Raw genomic sequence first — 19,658 nt, forward strand, 5'->3', positions numbered from 1 at the left:
TTAGTTTGGTTAATATCACACCCCACCATGTGTCAACAGCACAGTCGACCGAGGTCAGTGTAGCCGTCAGTGTTGCCGCAGCACATGCATCCCAGCTGAAGTTTTATGTGGGCGGCGTCAGTGTTCAGCCTCAGGCGATTGAGCCAGACCAGCAGAACGAGAGCATCTGGCTAGCAAAACTAACCATTCCACCGTTATCGATACCCGGTCTTTATGATTTATCTGCTGCCTTGGGAACGCAACAGCAACGGCTGCAAGGAGCCATAACGGCATCAGCACCACTTAGTTTTACCAGCATCAATCCTGGCTGGGGGCCTGCAGTGGGTAGGCAAACGGTCACATTGCTGGGGCAAGGCTTCGAGCCAGGCACCACAGTCAGTGAAGGTTTGCAGATTTGGATTGGTGATACAGCGGTCAGCCAGGTTGAGGTGCTGTCCAGTCGAGAGTTGAAGCTGGTAACCCCTAAAGGCTTACCAGGCAAACATACCGTCAGTGGACGAGATCGTTTTGGGCATCAAGCGTTACTGGAAGGTGATCAGGGTTATGGTTATGGCTTACAGCAACAGGTTGCATTGGCCACCGGTAATGTCCATCCAACCATGCTACAGGTGTTACCGGCGTCAGGCATCGTTTTAACCAATGGTGGCTATTTACAGCAAGGTTATACCCTGGTACCTGTTGAGCGTACTGCCTTTCCGGATAACTATCGGGCTGCTGCGTTTGCAGTGCAAGACCCGCTACATCCGTTATTAGTAGGGGGGGCACCTGCATTAACGGGGGATACCCAGCAACTGGTGAAGCTGGGGCAAATACTATCGTTGAAACAAAAACAGGCGGCAGCTTCGTTAATGCAAGGCACGTCACTGCAGTTATCCAGTGCCGAGCAGCAACTGCTCAGTCAGGAAGGACGTTATGCGTTAACCATTGGTTTGGATTCCAGCCGGATTTATCCCGTCACCGAATGGGAAAATAGTATTGCCCGGCAGCGGCTTTATGTCGCCAGTGGTGTGGGAGGGATCAGCCGGTTAAATCTGGATGATCAGAATGCAATGCAATGGCTAGGTGATACCGATATCAATGGCCTGACCACAGATATCATTAAGCAGGGTAATAGTGTCTTTGCGTTGACGGCTCAACCAGATCCTGGCGGTATCAAAGTACCTCAGAATTGTAGTTTTGTGGGCATTCCTGCTGAACCTGATGCCTTGATTCCAGTTAACTATCTGATGGCCACGGATCCACTGCAGGTAACGGATAATGCCTTAGCCAGTGTCCAGGCTAATGCCCAGCTAAAAGGGCAAAGGGGACGCTATCATAACGGCTGGTTGTATTCAGGAGGAATACCCGCTGCGGTGCTATGGGGCAATTGTCCTTCCTGGTCAGGTGAAACGTTGCAAGCGCCTAAAAGTGGCAGCCAAGCCAGCCAAATAATGGCGGTAAACCTGTTTGATCCTGCATTACAGGCGAACTATGACTTTCAGGGTAATGTACTGGACTTTGTCTTTTACCAGGCCGCTGTTCAGCCTGACTCTCAAGAACCTATGGCTGCAACCTATCTCATTGCGGCGTTAGGTACACAAGGCGTTGAGCTGGTACCACTGCATGCGGCTGAGCAGCGTGTGCGGATTGGTTTAGATGAGCTTAGTCCGTCAGGTAAGTATGCTGCCCGTACCCTGCGTATTCAGGGCAATACCCTGTGGGTCGCTACTGAGCAGGGTCTTGTCATGATTGATATGACTGACCCAGAGTCTCCCAAGGTGATTTCAGCGGGTAATGATGAGCCGGTGTGGGATATGGCCATTCATAATGATCGGGTGATTGGTGTGGCCGATGAGGGGCTACGCCAGTTTGAACTACCTGGTGCACTGGTGATGGGGGTTCAGGTAGGAGGAGAGCAAACGGTTAGCCAGGCTAATGATCAAGCACCGTTCATTACAGCAGGAGATAAGGTTTCTCCCGGGGATCAGCAGTTAATAACTGTACAGTTTAATGAGCTGATCAGTACTGAAAGTATCCAGCAACCAGGTGCTTTGGTGCTGCAACGTCGAGTACCCGAAGGTTTGCAAAATGTACCGATCACCTTTGAGGCTGCGCCTGATGCTCCTGCCAGCACAGCGGTTCAGTTTAAAGTGAACCTTGAGCCCAACGCTGTTTATGAGCTGGCCGTTAATCAAGCTAATACGGTGCGAGGCCGTAACTTATGGTTACCCTTTAAACAGTCACTGCAGACAGCGGCCCAGTCGTTTAAACCTTTCTCAATTCATAATGTCAGTCAGGGACGGGTTCGTTATGGTAATCAAGAAGTTCCGGTTGTTATCCATGGGCGTGGCTTTAGTGCTGATATGCAGGCTCAGCTAAACCAGTATCCGCTTGCCCTGTCATTTATTGATGAGAATACGCTGCATATTCCTGCTCACACCTTAGATATGCTCCCCCTCAGTTCCGGGCAATATCACTTACGGTTAAGTCATGCCGAGTATCAGCAGGATTGGCTGGGTGCGGTGATTATCAGTGATGCGACGCCGTTGACGGCAGCCAAGTTTTGGCTAGCCCCGGATAATACCGATCAAGAAGGTGGGCAGCGTATTAATGTAACGGTTGATAAACCCGTACTCCAGCCCGGTACCACGGTCCTGCTAAAAGCACGTAACAGTGATCAGGAAGTCTACAGTGGTCAAGCACTAACAAGTGAGGCTGCGGGGGCTGAGGCGATTCAATTACGTGATGATGTAAAAAGTCAGCAGACATTTAGCTTTTTGGCCCCCACCGTATTAGCCGCTGACCTGTATGAGGTTTGGTTACGCATCCCCACCGGCAACAGTCAGCAAGAGGTCTATGTTGGTGATATGTCATATACCTTACCTGGTGGTTTAGCCATCAGCTTGCCGAACTATCCACCGATGACCATAGGGGCTGTCACCCGCTGGGATAATTATCTTGCCGTGGGGGTTAAGTCAGGTCAGTCACCCTCTGCCAGTAATCGATTTTTGATGAATGCTGGTTTAGAGCTTTATGACATTAGTTTGTGGGACCGCCCTGTGCGCTTATCACAGCTGCCTATGACAGACCCAGTGACTGGCATTGAGCGCTGGGATGACACACTGTTCTTAGCCAACGGTCAAGGTGGAATCCAGGTGGTGGATATTCAAGATAAGGCATCACCACTGCTGGTGGCGAATGTGTCCACCCCAGGTTATGCCGCCATGGACATTGCGCTGTCTGCACCTACGGCTGAACAAACACGCGTTCTCGCTCTGGTGGCGGCGAATGATTTGGGTGAGGGGTATTTACGGTTCTTTAGTCTAGAGCGAGAAGGGCTAACCCAGGCTGCGGCGCTACCTACCTTAACTTTCAGTAATGATGCCCAGCAGCAAGCTGGGAGTGGTGAACAGCGCCTACTTGGTATGCCTGTGGATGTGGCATGGCAGGATGGTCAGCTTTATGTGCTGACTGTGCATCAAGGCAAGCTGTCATTAGTGATCTTTGATCAACTCCAGCCTACCGTGAATTATCAGGTGGTGGCTGTGCCAAGGGCGAATGTCGGAGGGGATTTGGCCAGTGCTAAATATGCTGCAGCGCTGCAAGTTTCGCCCTCTCAAGTGACTGTGGCAACCACAGATACATCGTTGATTTTGGCGAAGCAGGATGATCAATGGTCACTGCGGTATTGGCAGCAAAATCCTCAGCAGCAGGTTGAGCTTGCAAGTACCGGAGGGCAGGTGTTGCAAGCTGAACAGGGAGGGTTACGAGTCACGCAGAGTCCGGTTTTTGGCTTGGCCTCAGTCATGCCAGCGAAAGACAGTGTGCTGCATCCTGGAGCCACTATTACCCTATGGTTTAACCAGTTGATCAATACCGAGTCCAGTGTCATTGGTAGTAGTGTGAGCCTGTTGCAGGCCAATGGCAGTCCACTGAGTAGCAACAATTATCGCATTGAAGCCAGTAACACCCTAGAGGGCGGGCAGGTCATCATTACGCTGGCAGATACCTTGAGTTACAGTGGCGTGCTCCGGTTGCAGGTGTCATCAACACTGGTGGATTTACAAGGCCGAAGTTTGGCGAGTGTTATTGATCAAGCTTATGTTATGAATGATCAGCACCAACCTGCCATTACTGAGGTGAAGCGCCTGGTTGCCGGAAAACAGCAGCGTCATTACTTCCATGCTGATGGTTCGGAGCAAGCGATTATCAAGGGGAAATACTTTGGTACAGATACAGCCAACCTCCACATCAAACTGGGCAGTCAAATACTCAATCCAGCTGACATTGTTGATGTGACGGATAGTCAGCTGACGATTAATGTTCCCGCACTGGCCATGGCTGATGCCAGTCAGTCAATCCCCTTAACCATTAAACGCCTGGATACCCTCACTCAAGCGACACGCTATGGTGCTCTGGTCATTTTACCGAAGCAGCAGATTGTTGATTTCAGACCTAGAACTGGTCCCCCACAAGGTGGTAATTGGGTTGATATTTATGGGTTGGGCTTCAGTCATCAAACCCAGGTACGTTTTGCGGAAGCGGTAGCGGGGGATCTACAGGTATTAAGTAGTCGCCACTTGCGAGTAAGGGCGCCTGCGGGCAGCTTTGGTGATGTGATCCTGCAAGCCCAAAATACGCTGTTCCCTGGAGAACAGGCCCAAAGCACTGATGCTTATTTTTATACAGGGACTGGTACCGGAAGCACTGAGCTTGCCAGTGATCGTGCTAGCCCAGTAGCGAAAGTATTAGCCAGAGAGCAGATTCTCTATGCCGTTACCGGCGGTGGTATGGATGTGGTTAACCCGCAAGGTGAAGTGGTGAAACGGCTGACCAGTAATGTCGCACGATTGTCTGTCTTTGACCTGTCTGATCCGGTTAGGCCAGCACTGATTGAAAAAAATATTGCGGATCAGACACTACCCTATCATTTTGCTGTGCCCCAAGGCCTAACCCCCAATGGATTTACGGCAATAAGGCAGGTAGCCGATAGCCTGTATCTGGTTGGTGGGCAGCAGCTGTTTTATTTTGATGTCAGTTTACCGGCTGAACCACAGTTGATTACTCAGTTCTCGCTGAGGGGGAGAGCTTCAGACCTGGTCGCATCAGGAAACACCCTGTATGTTGCTACTCAGGTGGGGTTACAGGTATTGCAAATCGATAGTCACCAACAACTGACTGAGCTGGCATTTATTGAAGCGCAAAATCTGGGTGGACAGCCTGGTTTACTCTTTTTTACCCCTGAACAGCTTTGGCTCACTTTGCCGGCAACCCAACAAGTCAAAGCACTGGCGTTGAGCACAGGGGCCTACCAGCAACAGCAGGTACTGGATTGCCAGGATATGGCCGGTAATAAGTTCACCCCGCATGGCATCATGGTGACGGAAGACTTGCTGTGGCTAGCCAGTGGGCGTAATGCTTCAGTCGTTGCCTATTTGCCACAGCAAGGTGAGCGTTACGTGCCAGTGGCTTCATTGAATTTGAAACAGCTTGAAAAAGGTGAGCTGTTAGCCAGTGAGTTGAGGCTACAAGGGCAGTACCTATATGTGGTGGCAGGCCAAGGGGATATTCAGGTGTTTGATGTGGCTGACTGGTTAGCCAGTCGCTTTAGTCAGCGACCTGAACTGATACAAGCCTATGGCATCACCGGTAATGTCACCAGCTTGGCTGTCACAGCTAAAGCTTTGTATGCAGGTACAGCGCTGCTTTATGAAGACGGTGAGGCAAGGGAAAATCCTGTCAGTAATGAAGTGATTCCTCGTATAAATCATATGGGGGGAGGTATTAATACGATTTTGCCCTCACAGTTGATGGTTATTGATCAACAGCCTGCAGCACGTCAACTCTTAGCGGTAGAGGGTACTGTTGCGGTGCAATTTAACCGAATACTTGATGCCACACAGGTGAGTAACGCTGATGAGCAGCTCTTCAGTTTAACCGTCGCAGGGGAAACTACTCCTGTAGCAGGCTATATATCTCAACGGGTCAATAACCAGGGTTCACAGTTAATTTTTACCCCAGCCCAGCCTTTATTGGCGAATAAGCGTTATCAAGTAAGCGTGGCATCTGCCTGGCAGGATATTCAGGGGCAGACGCTGGGCCAGCCTTATGCATTTGCAGTGACCACCACTGATGCTGCACAGCCAGTACTGCGGTCAGTGGATCAGGCACTTGGCAGTTGGCGAGGGGGGCAAGCATTAACTTTGTCTGGGGAAGGGTTTGGCCTGGATACTCAGGTCTGGATCGGGGACTTACTATTGTCCCCTGAACAGGTTATTGAGCGCTCTCCCAATAAATTGGTGATTCAGCTGCCCAGTTATGCTCTGGCGAAAGCACAGAATCGGGCGGTCAATATCAAAGTCACCAATGGCCCACTGGCCTCGACCTTAACGGCTGCCTACACGTTTATCGCTGACCCTCAGATTGAAGCGATTGGTGCTTGGGTCAATGGTCAACTGCAGCCAAACCAGAAGACATTTGTCTTTAACAGTGGTCAAGCATTCGCCATTCAGGGAAAAGGGCTATCCGCTGAAACCCAGGTAAGCATCAACGGCGTCCGTGTTGCCCAGGTCAAACTGGTCAGTAGTAATCTATTAGAGTTAGCCATTCCTGCAAATGTGTTGGGACCACTGCAGGTAGTCGTGAGCAATGATGGCTTTAAGCAAGATGTGCAACGGGATACGTCACTGCAGGTACGCTTACAAGGACAGAAGCAGCTCCTGGCGGTTAACCAGGTGGCACGCTGGCAGGATTTGCTGGTGACTGCGCGGGGTACAACCCTGAGTTTGTATAGCACGGCAGGTAGTGCCGTACCGGTTTTACTGGCAGAACTTTCACTCCCTGAGCATCCTGCAGCTATCACCCTTAATGACAATACATTGGGGGTGATGCTGCAAACGAGTCAAGACGTTCTGCTGTATGAGCTGACCAATGTGTATCAGCCCAGCCTGCTCAACCGGCTAGTTCATGTGGCAAGCAGCAATACAACCGCTCAAGCTAACATAGCAGCTACATCCAGGAATTTCATGGTGCGTGGGGTTAATGTGTTGCGTCAGCAAGGGGATATCCTACAGCTAACAACGCTGAATGGCCGTGACTGGTTGTCTTTGAATTTGCGGGATCAAGGCGAGGACCTGCCAATATTAGGCCTTGCTGCTACAGATTTCTATTTAGTTGTTGTTAAAGCCGGGTGGCTGGAGTTACGGCAACTGAGTCAGCCAGAAACCCTTGTTGTGGCGCAGCCTATTGCCGCGCAAACATTGCAGCAATTGTTAATCAATAAACATCGAGTAGGACTCGTCAGTGGAAATATGCTGTATGTCTATGATATTGCCTCATTGCTCACAGGGCTGGCTGAGCCACTGCTAGGTGCAGCCACAATTCCTGATGCGACTGATAGCGACCACTATGCCTGGAGCGGAGAGTTGCTGGTGCAGTCTCAGCAGGCACATATTCGCTTTTACGATATTAGCGTTGATAGGGCGGTGGCTGATTCGCAAAGGTTACAGCTTGTTACCATGACCAGCCCTATGGCCGTAGGACATTATTTAAAAGGGTTACAGCTAAGTCGTACCTTGCTGGAGTGGTGGGATAGCCATGCTTTTTACTCTATTGATTTACCCTTTGTGCTGAATAGTCAAACACAACCTGAACAGCTTTACAGTGAGCAGCAGCCACTGCAGCTGAGTATTGCCCAGCCTAATCAGTGGCGGTCAATAGGCTATCAATTGGCGAATATGCAAAGTGGTGATGATCTATCTCATACAACCCGATTGGATGGCCGGCAGGTAGTGCTTGAGCCATCAGGCTCAACCTTTGCCGTGGGAGGACTCTATCAATTACGTTTAGTCAATGAGCCAGCACAAGTGGTGCAAGGCGTGAGTTTCCAACATGATATTCCCTGGCGCTTAACAACACAGCCTGTGCTGGGACGAGCACCACCACAGATTACCAGTGTGAAGCCCTCACTGGTTATTAAAGATCAACCTTACACATTTACCTTACATGGCAGTGGTCTAGCTGATATCACCTCATTACAGCTCGGTACGTTGCAGTTGACACAGCAGCAGCTCACCTACGACCCACAAAACCAGGCTCTAACCTTTACCGCAGCACTTCCCACTCAAGGTATACAAACCTTACAAATTAATACTGCTCAGGGTGTTCAGCGGATACCTGCAGCGTTGAATGTCGTCTCACCGTTACTGATTACCCAGGTCCAGTCCAATTATATTGGTGGCGTTGACCAGGTCAGTAATCAAGCAGGACAACAAGTAACGGTGGATATCAGTGGTTACTCATCCGATGTCACACTCCATTGGTTCCCTCAGTCAGGTGGCTATCAGGCAGGTACCGGCAATCAGGTGGCATATCAGGTACAGCAGCCTGCAAGTGGTCAGACTGGTAGCACAGCGCAGCTTCAGTTCGTAACGCCAGCGAGTACGGCAGGTTTGCGGTATCAGGTGGTGGCACGCCGAGCACTTCCTGCGATGGCTGCGGTGGAAAGCCATACAGCAGCACAAATGCTGTTGGTGGTTGATGATACGGCCCCAGCTATTAAGCTTGTGCAAACACTCAGCTCACAACAGCCACTGAGATTAGAGGCCAGTGAACCGATACAGGCAAGTGGGCCCAGGGCATTCAGTGTGACTAAAATCTTTAAGGATTATCAAACCCACAGCTCACCTCAGGAAGATATTTCTGGGCGGTTTGCCGACTTACTGACTCAAGGTAACCAGCTATTGCTGCAGCTTCGTTCTGGTCAAACACTGGAGGCCAACGCCTTTTACGAAGTGAAGCTGTTTGGACTGCAGGATCAGTATGGCAATGCAGCAGCTGATAATGCGTTAATCACTCAGGGTACGTTAACCACACTATACCAGGGTACTGACTCACTGCCTCCTGATAGGCAGTCAGTCACGTTGGTGAATAGTACAGATAATGCACCTGTCACCACTGCTACTTTAGTGAAAACCGGAAGTCGTTATCGCTGGCAAATACAGGCAAATGATAACTACCTGGTCTCGGAAAAACTTCACTACAGCTATCGGTTGTCGTTCGATGGGGGGCAAACTTATGCAACCAGCTGGCTTACTGCCAGGCAAGGGAACGTTGATATTGAGGTGCCTGCTGGTACCGTTGGTGTTGCGTTAAAAGCAATGATCAGTGATGGCAAACAAAGCATTGAAAAAGTTTGGCAGTTTGCCGCGACAGATCCTAGTTTAACATTGCAGCGCATCACCATGACCCCTTCACCTGCAGAAGAGCGACAGCAAAGCCTGATGGCTTTTGAGTTAACCGGTGATGTGGACCTGGTGCAATCAGCCAGCGTGCTCATTGACAATGGACAACAAGCAGGCTGGCAGCCAGTGACCATTGACCCTGCTACCCACCAGTTAACCTTTACCCTGACCCAGCCACGGCTATCTGATCTACCAGCCGCCGCCGGTAGTGGTCAAACGACTCGGCAAATCCCAGTTAGCTTACGTTTACAACTTGGCAATACGGGCACTTCACAACTACTGACCTTTACCGATAGCTATCTGTTGGGGCCTGATGCTACTCCGCCACAGATAAGTATTGTCAGCCCTCTAGAGGGTGAGCGTGTGGCGAAAGGGCAGTCATTGAAGGTCTTGTTGAGTAGTTTTGACCAGTTTGGCATTGACCGTGTTGAGGTTTGTGTCAATGCCGCTGATGCCCAGCAGCCATTTACTGATGCTACAGCCTGCCAGGTCCTGACAGGTAGTAATCAGCTGACCTTAGCCATTGCCAAAGATGCCCCTGCACTCTTGCGGTTACAGGCAAGGGCTATTGATCTCAATGGTTTGGTCAGTGATACCGCCACCGTGCAACTGGCCACAGTGGATGCTACGGATATCCTGCCAGAGTTGGCGATTGTTGCGCCTAATCAGGGGCAAACATTTTACAGTGGTGAGACCCTTAATCTGTCGCTGCGCATGGTGAACCTGGCACAGGCTGAACTACACGTCGCATTAGCCGGTGATACCCAACATGCTAATAATCCAGCATCAGTGATGATCACCAAACCGAGTGCAGAAACGGACTATGTTTCGTATGCACTGACCTTACCTGAAGTAACTGAGGCGATGGTTGCAGTACTTAAACTGACCACTACAGCCAGTAGTCAACTGCCATTGCCTATGGTGAGTCAGCAGTTGATTAATGTGTTACCCGCTCCTGGGATCAGTACTGCCCCTGAGATTAATGTGATTCCAGCACAGCGGGTGCTGTCAGGCAGTGAGCTGTTGATTCAGGTCCCCATACCAGAGGGCATGACGGACTTTAGTAAGGCCTCAACAGTTGCAGTTGCTGGGGTTGATCAGGCGCAATCCTTCGCCTTTAGCGATCAATGGCGGCATCTGCGTGTAGTGCCTGGTAATGCTGCCATCGATATTGCTGCAACCTTGCAGAACCGAGCCAGGCAGCAGGTTCAGCAACAGCATTCCGTGCAGCGGATCAACTATCTTTCTGAGCAGCCGTCGACCTACTACCAGGCAACAACAGCGGGTTATGCGCTTGGCCAGCTGGTGGTCGTGCCAGGCTATCGTCCTGATCCAGCTGCGCCAGTTAACACGTCTGAACCAGTGCAGGGACTGGTTTGGGTGGAAAATCGTTACCAAGGCGGCTATCAGCTGCGTGACCAGCATCAGGTGCTGTATACCTCACTGCAAGGGCGCCTGCAGCAGTTGAGTTTTACTGGAACAGGGCTGGTAGCGGTTGAAACCTCAGCAGAGCAGCAACAACTGCTATTCTGGCCGCTGATATCGGGTACGCAGTCAGGCGATTCCGTAGGGCGGTTTGGCCCTCCCATTAAGCGGCTTTTCCTCGCAGAGCTATTAGGTGGTAGTGGTGACTTTATCTTTACCCGTTCGGGCAACGTGTTGAGTGGGCTTCAGTATCGCCCAGGCTCTGCATCCACCGGTTTACTGTTACCGATGCATGGCAAATCGCTCAGTGGTGATATCCAGCAGGCAGTGGTTGCTGAGCAGCGGGTCATGGTGCTTGTGAAGCGAGAAAATCAACAATCAGCATTAGTGATATTGACACCATCATCGGGTCAACAGCTACATATGGCAGAAATAAACAGTCTGCTAGTCAGCGAACTGACATTACCTGAGGAGGGAGGAGAAAACACCAATAACTGGCAGGGAATGAGCGGGTTGGGTGATGAGCTGTATCTCTGGCGAGGGCAACAGCTACAGCGAATCCGGCTGACTGATCCTGCTCAGCCGAACAGTTGGACACGGCAAAAAATTTCGATGTTGGGTGATATTCAGCAGGTGGCCCATGACGGTTATTTACTTTGGGTATTGACCCAAAGTGCGTTAGGTAACTACTGGGAGGTGTGGCATCAGGCTGAAAGGGTTGGCCTGATACCTCATACAGCTCATGAAGTATTAATCACGGCACAAAATCTATTTAAGGTCGAAGCAAATACCATCACTCAGCAGCCATTGCTTGCCAGTGCTGCGCAGTTAAGTACTCTTGACCTGACTGAGCCAAACTTGGCGGCCACCAGTATTGAGCAGATTGCACTGCCTGCAGGCTGGCTGTTGACTGGCTTGCCAGCAGCTCCCCTGCAAACAGCACAAAAATGGTATATCACTGATCAGCAGCAACAGCGGTTGCCTGCTCAGCAACTGTCAGTAACCCATACACTTAACCAAACCTTGCAGCATATTCTGGGGGCAAGTGCGCCCAGTTTGCCACTGTCAGCCGCAATACTATGGTTACCGGCTCAGCAATCTGAGCAGAACATTGTGGTCCATGGTCTGTCTCATAATCAGCATCTACAGCAGGTATTGACGCTACCTGCCAGCGCCAACTCAGACTATCAGTGGGCGTTACCTAGTCAGCGACAAAGCTTAGCAGAGCAGGGGCATTTACCTTTGGTGCTACGTGCCCAGCAAGGTAGTCCTTCGTTACAGCAAGTGCAGATTAATGATCAGTTGCTTACGCCAACCTATGACATTTGGGGGAACTACTATCTCGACTGGCCTGCAGCAGCACCAACCGGTGAGATGGTGCTGGTTATGCAGCAACCACTGCAGCAGCAACAAGCGGTCGATACGGTTGCTAATGAGTCGTTAGCCACCGTGGTCATTGCTGGGATCGTAAATAACTCAGTGCATAGCGAAGGCAGTGAGGTGCAGTTATCTGTTTCCGTCACCGGCTTGGATGAGACCTTAATCCAACAGGGTATGACAGTTCAGGACTTACAGCTGCGCCTAGAAGACTTTAATGGTGCCACAGTGTTCAGTGAGTGGTTAACCGATGCTCAGTTAACGCAGGTGCTTAATGAGGGAACGGTATGGAGCTGGCGATTACCTCAGGTTGAACAACAGGCCAGTTACCGCATCAAAGCTCGGGCCTATATTGGTCAAGCTCGTTATGTCACGGAGCAGGAAGTTAACCTGCGGGTGATACCCCAAGTCACCCTTGCAGCGCCTGAGCTACTGCCTTTACCTAACCATACTTATGCAGGCAGTACACTCAATCTGGCCTTTAAGCCAGAGCAAGCCAATTTGGCTGGGCAAGCCGTGCAGAAAAGCATTGCTATTTATGATGAGCAGCAGCAACTCCTGCATGCTGGAGGAGAGCAGGTACGCTTTACGGTACCAAACGCTGTTCGTCAACTACGGGTAGTGGCTACGGTTGATGATGGTTTGGGTAACCAGCGACAGCAGCAATGGCAGCTGAGCGTTAGGGCTGCTCCGCAGTGGGCTATTTCAGCAGATTCCCTACCATTTGATGCTTTTCTCCCCGTGGTAGGAGGTTATTGGTATAGCCAGGGGGCCACACTGCGAAACCTGCAAGGTCAGAGTTTTACCGCTAATGGTCCACTGACTGCACTGGCTATGGTAGGCGCTCGGTTGGCCCTGGCAGAGCAAGGGATCGGAATCACGCTGGCGGTGACTGAGGGTAATCAACTACAACGACAGGGCCATTATCCCTTAGCAGGGCGTGTACAGTTAATGGCCAGTAATAGTCGTCAGCTACTTGTTGCGCAAGGGCAGCGTTTAACGCTGTTGGATACTGATAACTTTAATGCTCTAACTCAGGGCTCGGGTACTACGGTACCGCCTAGTTGGGTGCTTGAAAGTCCGATATTGGGTGTGCAACGTTATGGCAGCGACTTTTTGTGCTTAACACAGCAGCGACTCTGGAAAATTACTGCACAGGGGCAACAGATTAAGTTGCTGGATGGACACAGCCAGTTTGCAGGAAATACCTTCAGTGCAATGGCAGTGTATCGTGATGCAATTTACCTCGCACTGACTAATGCATCAGCCAGTCAACAGGGGTTGATCAGATTGGTGAGTGGGCAGTCACCTCAACATATGATCTTACCGGTTAATGCTCAGCGCTTGTTGGCATTATCAGGTCAGCTATTAGCCCTGGATAGCCGGCAACAAACCCTGCAGCAGATCGATATCAGCTCACCGGATGCCATTCAGATAACAGCAGAGTGGCCTATTACCTTGAGCGTTGATGTTGATAGTGAGCAGCAGTCGGTGCTGGCTCATAATGCACTGAATCAAAGTGCATTGAGTCAAGGCAAGTTGTGGCTTGGTGGGAAGGCCGGTCAGGTCATAGAGTGGCAGCGCATGACTGATTATCAGACACAACTGGTTACCTCAGCTGCACTATTTGCCGCCAGTTATTCAGCTCCAGAGCACGTACTGCCTCAAACAGAGGGTTTTCGTGGGGTTGTCAGTGATGTGGCGCTGGCACAAGGAACCCCCTTACTGGCAGGGGGACACTGGGGCGCAGCCTGGTTGACGGCTACTCAGCAAGCGGGCTGGCAACTGCAAGCTTATCCTCCTCAGGCCTTTACCCAGGCAACCCAGCAAGTAGCAGCGAATATTCACTATCAGTTTATGGTTCAGCCTGACTTACAGCGGGTGTTGATACAGCACAGGCAAACCAACCAAGTACGAGAATTTATCCGTAATATTGATCCGCAGGCCATTGCCTTGACAGCGCATCACTTAATCATTGCAGCAGGGAGTGAGCTGTACTGGTTACCGCTGCCTGCTGCCGGACAACCATTTACTTCAAGTCCATATACAACGGACTCAGCGCCACACTTATCGCTGGGTACAGCAGCCATTCAACAACTTACCGCGCATGGGCAAAGTGTCGTGGCACTGCTGGACAACGGTCAGCTATGGCAGGTGACTGCAGCCGTTGCGGCGGCAGGACAGCATCAGCCATGGCAACCCCCATTGCTATTGAATGAAGGTGATGTCGATCAGCCGACGGTAATGGCACTAGGGGATGGCGCGCTATGGCTTGGCCAAGGCAGCCTGATACAGCGCCTTGACTTGATTACTCGACAACGCCAGGACATACCACTGAATCAGTTACTGTTGAGCTACCTGGTTTATCAGGATGGCCTGCTGTGGCTAGCAGCCCAGCAAGCGGATAATACTGGGCAATATTGGGTTCAAGCCTTAGATACTCAGCAACAGCAACTCATTGCTGGTAGCCGCCTCAGTATGGATAAGCCCATTACCGCGATGGCGGTAGATGCCAACCAGCTATTGCTGGGCTATGGGGTACAAGGGGCGCAACTTATTCAAATCCCTGAACAAGTGCTAACAGCCAGTGCCAGTCGCCAGCAGCCCCTACCACAAATTATTTCTCACCTTGAAGTGCCTTTACCTGTGCAATTTGTTCAAACCCAAGGTATTGCCGCAGCCGCAGTGTATGCGAATGAGCAGCTTATTGCCCATTGGCATCAGCCTCCTTTCACAGGTACGGTGCGTTTACCTCCCTGGCTACCCACAGGACAGACACTTCAACTGAAAACCACGGTAGAAGACGTCAATGGTCGAGTTATAAGCGCTACCTCTGAGCCTTTTTTGGTGCAGCTACCCGCTCAACCTGGCAACACCTTCCGGGTGCAGGCTTTATTTGCTGAGCACAGCTGGTCGCCAGCACCTTTCATCGCGGAAGCCAGCATTCAGCAGAATCAGCAACCCATTGCTCAAGTGCTATTCCTCCATGCGGAGCAGGAAAATGGTTCCTGGCAGGTTGCCCAATCGCTGGTCGGTACGCCTTATATCTATCGGGATAATTTGGTCACACCTGCCACAGGAGCTTATTTGAAAGTGCGTGCGGTGGATGTGTTTGGCAATGTGGCAGAAAGTAAACCACGGCTTTTCTACCGTCATGCAGATAATCGACCACCACAAATCAGCTTAACAGTAGCTGGGTCCGGTACCCAACAGCTGACCACTAGCCAGGGTGAAGTGACTGCACAAGCCACACTGGGCGAGTCATATCACTTCAATGTGTCGCTAGAAGATGCAGAGAGTGGTATTGAGCAGGCATTGTTACGAAAAGATGGACAGGTCATTGCTGCGGCCTTTGCGGGTCAGCCCTTGCATTATGCTGTGGTGCCTAGTGCTGTTGGCCAAGCGGAGTATCAGCTGGAAGTTAGGGATAAAGCAGGCAATCAGCAGCAGCTTCGAGCAGTGGTCTCCGTTGTCGGGGATCGTTATCCAACACTTGAAACGCTGGCAAGTAGCCCATCCTCACAAATTTATGAGCAACAGTCTTTTTCAATCACGGTATCGGCTAAAGATGATATTGCGATACGTCAGTTGCAGGCCACATGGAATGGGCAGACACAAACCATTTCATTTGATCAGCCGCAGCTCCGCAATTATAAGTTGACCTTAAGTGATGCCCGGACTGAGCGTTTAACACAAGCCATTACCGATACGTTGACAGTTCAGGTCACGGACAGTAGAGGGCAAAAGGCACAACAGACACTTTCCTTACAGGTTTTACCTGACCCCGTTCCCGATGCCAGCCGTATTAGTCTGAATTACCCGGCACAAACGGTATATGGGGCGACAGTGGCGATTAATATGCGGCATTTAAGTCAGGCTGATGCGATGGCTGATGGGTTGCGCCTAGACCTACTGCAAGTGACGCAGACAGGAACTCATGTGCTGACCTCACTCACCAATCATCAAGGTCGCTATGATAACCATACGCACTATGTGCGCTTGCCTGTGCAGCCCTTACCTGAGCATCGTTACCGCTTTAAGGTGGAATTAACTGATCGTTTAGGCCAGCAGCAGCAAGGTGCTGAGCAGCAAATTATCCTGACCCAAGCACCCACAACATTAGTGTTTACCCAGGTTGCCAAAGTGGTCAAGGTAGGACAAGCACCGGTATATCAGGTGCGGGTGACGGATGCGAATGGTACTGGGGTAGCGGGTCAGCGTGTACAGTGGGGGTTAAGGGATAGCAGCAGTGGTTATGTAAGTCAGCAGGGAACGAATTTAACGGATACGGATGGCTATGCCAGTTTAACTCTGAATACGTCACGGCAGGCTAAAACTTATGAGCTACAAGCATCACTGATGGATTACGCTGCCATTGCTATGGTACGTCAGCAAATTGAAGTACAAGCAGGCGCGGTCGCGGAGCTTCGCTTTAGTCATTTACCCACCACCGCTGCGGGTGACAATCTGGGCATTGCCGTGCAAGGTGTTGATAGCCAGGGCAATAGGGTAACAGATGATAATCGCACCCAGTTTCTGATCCGCTTACCGAACACCCAGTTCCAATGGGTACCTAGTGAACAGTTAGTGGTTCAATCGGTTATTGAAGGTAGCCAGAATCTATCACAAGCACTTGTTACTCTGGCCAGTGGCCAAGCGCGTTTAGTATTACAAGCCGCCACTCAGGCTAACCGTTATTTACTTCCACTACAGATAGCTCAAGGCCAAGGGGCGCTCCGCTTCAGCTACCAGCTGGATGCTCACCAGTTGGCTTTCCATACAGTGTCTCAGTTACCCATTAATGTGATTGCTGGAGTCCCAGCCAGTGTCTTACTGACGGATGCACAAGGTCAACCACAAGCTTCAGGTGATGTTGCTGCAGTAGATACTCATCATGAGGTGGCATTACAACTGCATTTGATGGATCGCTTTGGCAATCTAGCAGCTAATCAATCAGCAATGCACGTGCCTGTTTATACCACCGAGCCTGCACAGATCAATCAACAAGGAGTTACCAGTCTCATTGCATTAAATCAGGGGCAAGGTCAGCTGGTGGTTACCAGCGAGCAGTATGGTGAGGCAACCGTGGCGATTGGTCTAGCTTCAGGTGAAGCACCTCCTGAGTTAACCGGCATTGATCATAGTAGTGTGTTCCGCATCCAGTTCAGCGCGCAGCCACCTGAAGTCAGTCAAGCGTTGGCGACTAATCAGCAAGGCAGTAATACTATTCAGTTTATTTTCACCTTCGATGAGCCTATTGAGCTGAGTGGGGCCAATGGTGCAGCAGTTACCTTGCGGCCAAAAACGGGAGATACCATAACGGATACTCCCATAACCGGTACCGTGAACTTACAAGGTCCTCAGCAGCTGGTATTTAGCCCTGCTAGTCCAGTGGCACTGGGCAGCTGTTATCAGTTTGATACCTCAGGTTCAACATTAAAGGCTCAAGGTCGAGATGAAGCGATCAAAGTGCAGCAAGGAGAAGTCTGTACACCGCATTTACTCTGGAAATATGGTCAGAATATCAGCGTATCTGCCAGTCAGCTCACTGATCCAGCACCTGCTCATAGTCCTGCACAGTTTATGTTGGCAGACCCACTATCCATTACTGCACCGCTGAGTTTGTCGTTACCGTATCAACTGGCTAATGGGCTCAGCCGGTACTCGTTAACCAACCTGAAAATTCATATTGGGTCGGCCACGCTGGGAGCTGAGGCAGTCTCCAGTCGAGATTACACTACCAGTGCATGGCTCACCCTGCCTGCAAACTATAGCTATAACGAGCCAACCATTTCAGTCGTACTCCCTAAAGACCTGCTGGATCAGCTGGCAGCATTATCACCACCGGTAAGGACAAATGAGCCAGTCCTGGTGCAGCTGAGTGGCGATTACCGGGTTAATAATGAGCAGTCCTTTAAACTTCGGACAGGACGCCTGGCTGGTGTGAAGGTATTTGCTGAAGCTCAGGATACTGATCAAGATGGGCTGATTAATGGCCTGGAAATTATGCTGGGTTTAAGGCCAGATCTGGCTGATAGTGATGGCGATACTAAAGCTGATGGTGACGAAGACCTGGACAGTGATGGTTTATCAAATCTGGCTGAGCTGGCAGAAAAAACTCGATTAAACCGCTATGACACGGATGGTGATGGTTTATCCGATGGCAGTGAAGTACTGACCCATAAAACCAATCCACTCCTGGCGGATACTGACGAAGATGGTATCAATGATGGGGAAGAAGTCAGGCGTATACCTCCTACCTCGCCATTATTGGCCGATACCGATAACGATGGTGTGAATGATTACACTGAGCTTGTCAACGGGCTTGATCCTACCCGCAATGATATGGCTGAGGACCGTGATAATGATGGGTTAAGTAATGGCGATGAAATTAAACATGGTACCTACTTATCAGATTCAGATTCAGATAATGATGGCTTAAGTGATGGTCGAGAAGTAAATGAACTAGGGACTAACCCACTGTCCAGAGACACTGATGGTGACCTGCTAGCGGATGCTGATGATCCTGAGCCCCTGATTGCTGACCAGCAGCCACCACAGGTGGTAATTGCGCAACCAGCAGCCAATCAGCAGTTACTGTATGGACAACAGCTGCAGGTTAATGCAGAGGTGACCGAGGCTGGTCGGCTGGTAGAAGTGATGTTCCTGGTCAATGGCGTGCAGGTCGCTCGTCTTACTAAACCTCCTTATCAATTCGCGGTGCAGCTACCCAGTGCGGGTAATCAGGTTGAGTTTGAAGTCCAGGCCCTGGATGTCAGTAATAACCTGGGCACCAGTGGCCCACAACCACATGCACTACAAAATGATCCGTTGACCACAGTGATAGGTCTGGTAGTTGATGGTCAAAATCGACCATTAGCGAATGTTAATGTGCAAGTAGCAGGGCAGTCTGCACAAACCGCACAAGATGGCTCCTTTGTAATAACTCAAGTGCCTGTTGCCCGTGGTGAGCTAGTAGCGCTGGTCAGTGGTCAACTGGCAGGTCAACCGGTTAATACCTTGAGCGAAGCTGTACAGCCAGTTTGGGGTGGGACCACCCAAATGGGCACCATTACCTTGCAGACACCTTTGGTCAATGTGGGGTATTTCAATGCACGACAGAATGCGGGTCAACTGTATCAGCGGCAGATTATCGAGCAGGCAGGCTTTAATGCCGTCCTGTTGAATGACTTGCAGTCTACTAGCCTGAATGCACTGGATATGCTGGTGCTTGACATTAATGCCGATCGAGTTGATCTGAATGCACAGCAACGGCAGGCGTTAGCTGATTTCGTAGCGGTAGGTGGCGTGGCCGTAATTCATGTAGCTTATTGGCGCAGTAATGCCTTGGACTGGTTGCCTGGCAGCCCTGCGACCAAGTTGCTAAGTCGCTATGCCCACGATAATAACTATCCCTTTGATCGTTGGGATACGTTAGCGGATGGTAAGGCTGGTCGCTTTACTCAATTAACACAGTCATATGCTACTCGGTCTTATTTACCAAAAGACAGTCTAGCTGCAACAACGCAGGCTTTGATGTTCTGTGGAGAACGTTATCAGCAGCAAGTTTCCGCCATTTTGTATGCCTACCAGCAAGGCTGGGTGTACTTCTCAACCATTGGCCTTGAAATAACA

General features: G+C 50.6%; 1 protein-coding gene (running past both ends of the window). It reads left to right on the plus strand.

All 19,658 nt of this window come from inside a single coding sequence — locus KHS79_RS12385, Ig-like domain-containing protein (protein WP_212719376.1), on the plus strand. Of the gene's 45,138 coding nucleotides, 15,013 precede the window and 10,467 follow it; the stretch shown corresponds to coding positions 15,014–34,671 — codons 5,005 (partial) to 11,557 (complete); the first codon wholly inside the window starts at nucleotide 3. Both the start codon and the stop codon lie outside the window.

The organism is Zooshikella ganghwensis, assembly GCF_018263875.1.
GTDB classification, from domain to species: domain Bacteria; phylum Pseudomonadota; class Gammaproteobacteria; order Pseudomonadales; family Zooshikellaceae; genus Zooshikella; species Zooshikella ganghwensis.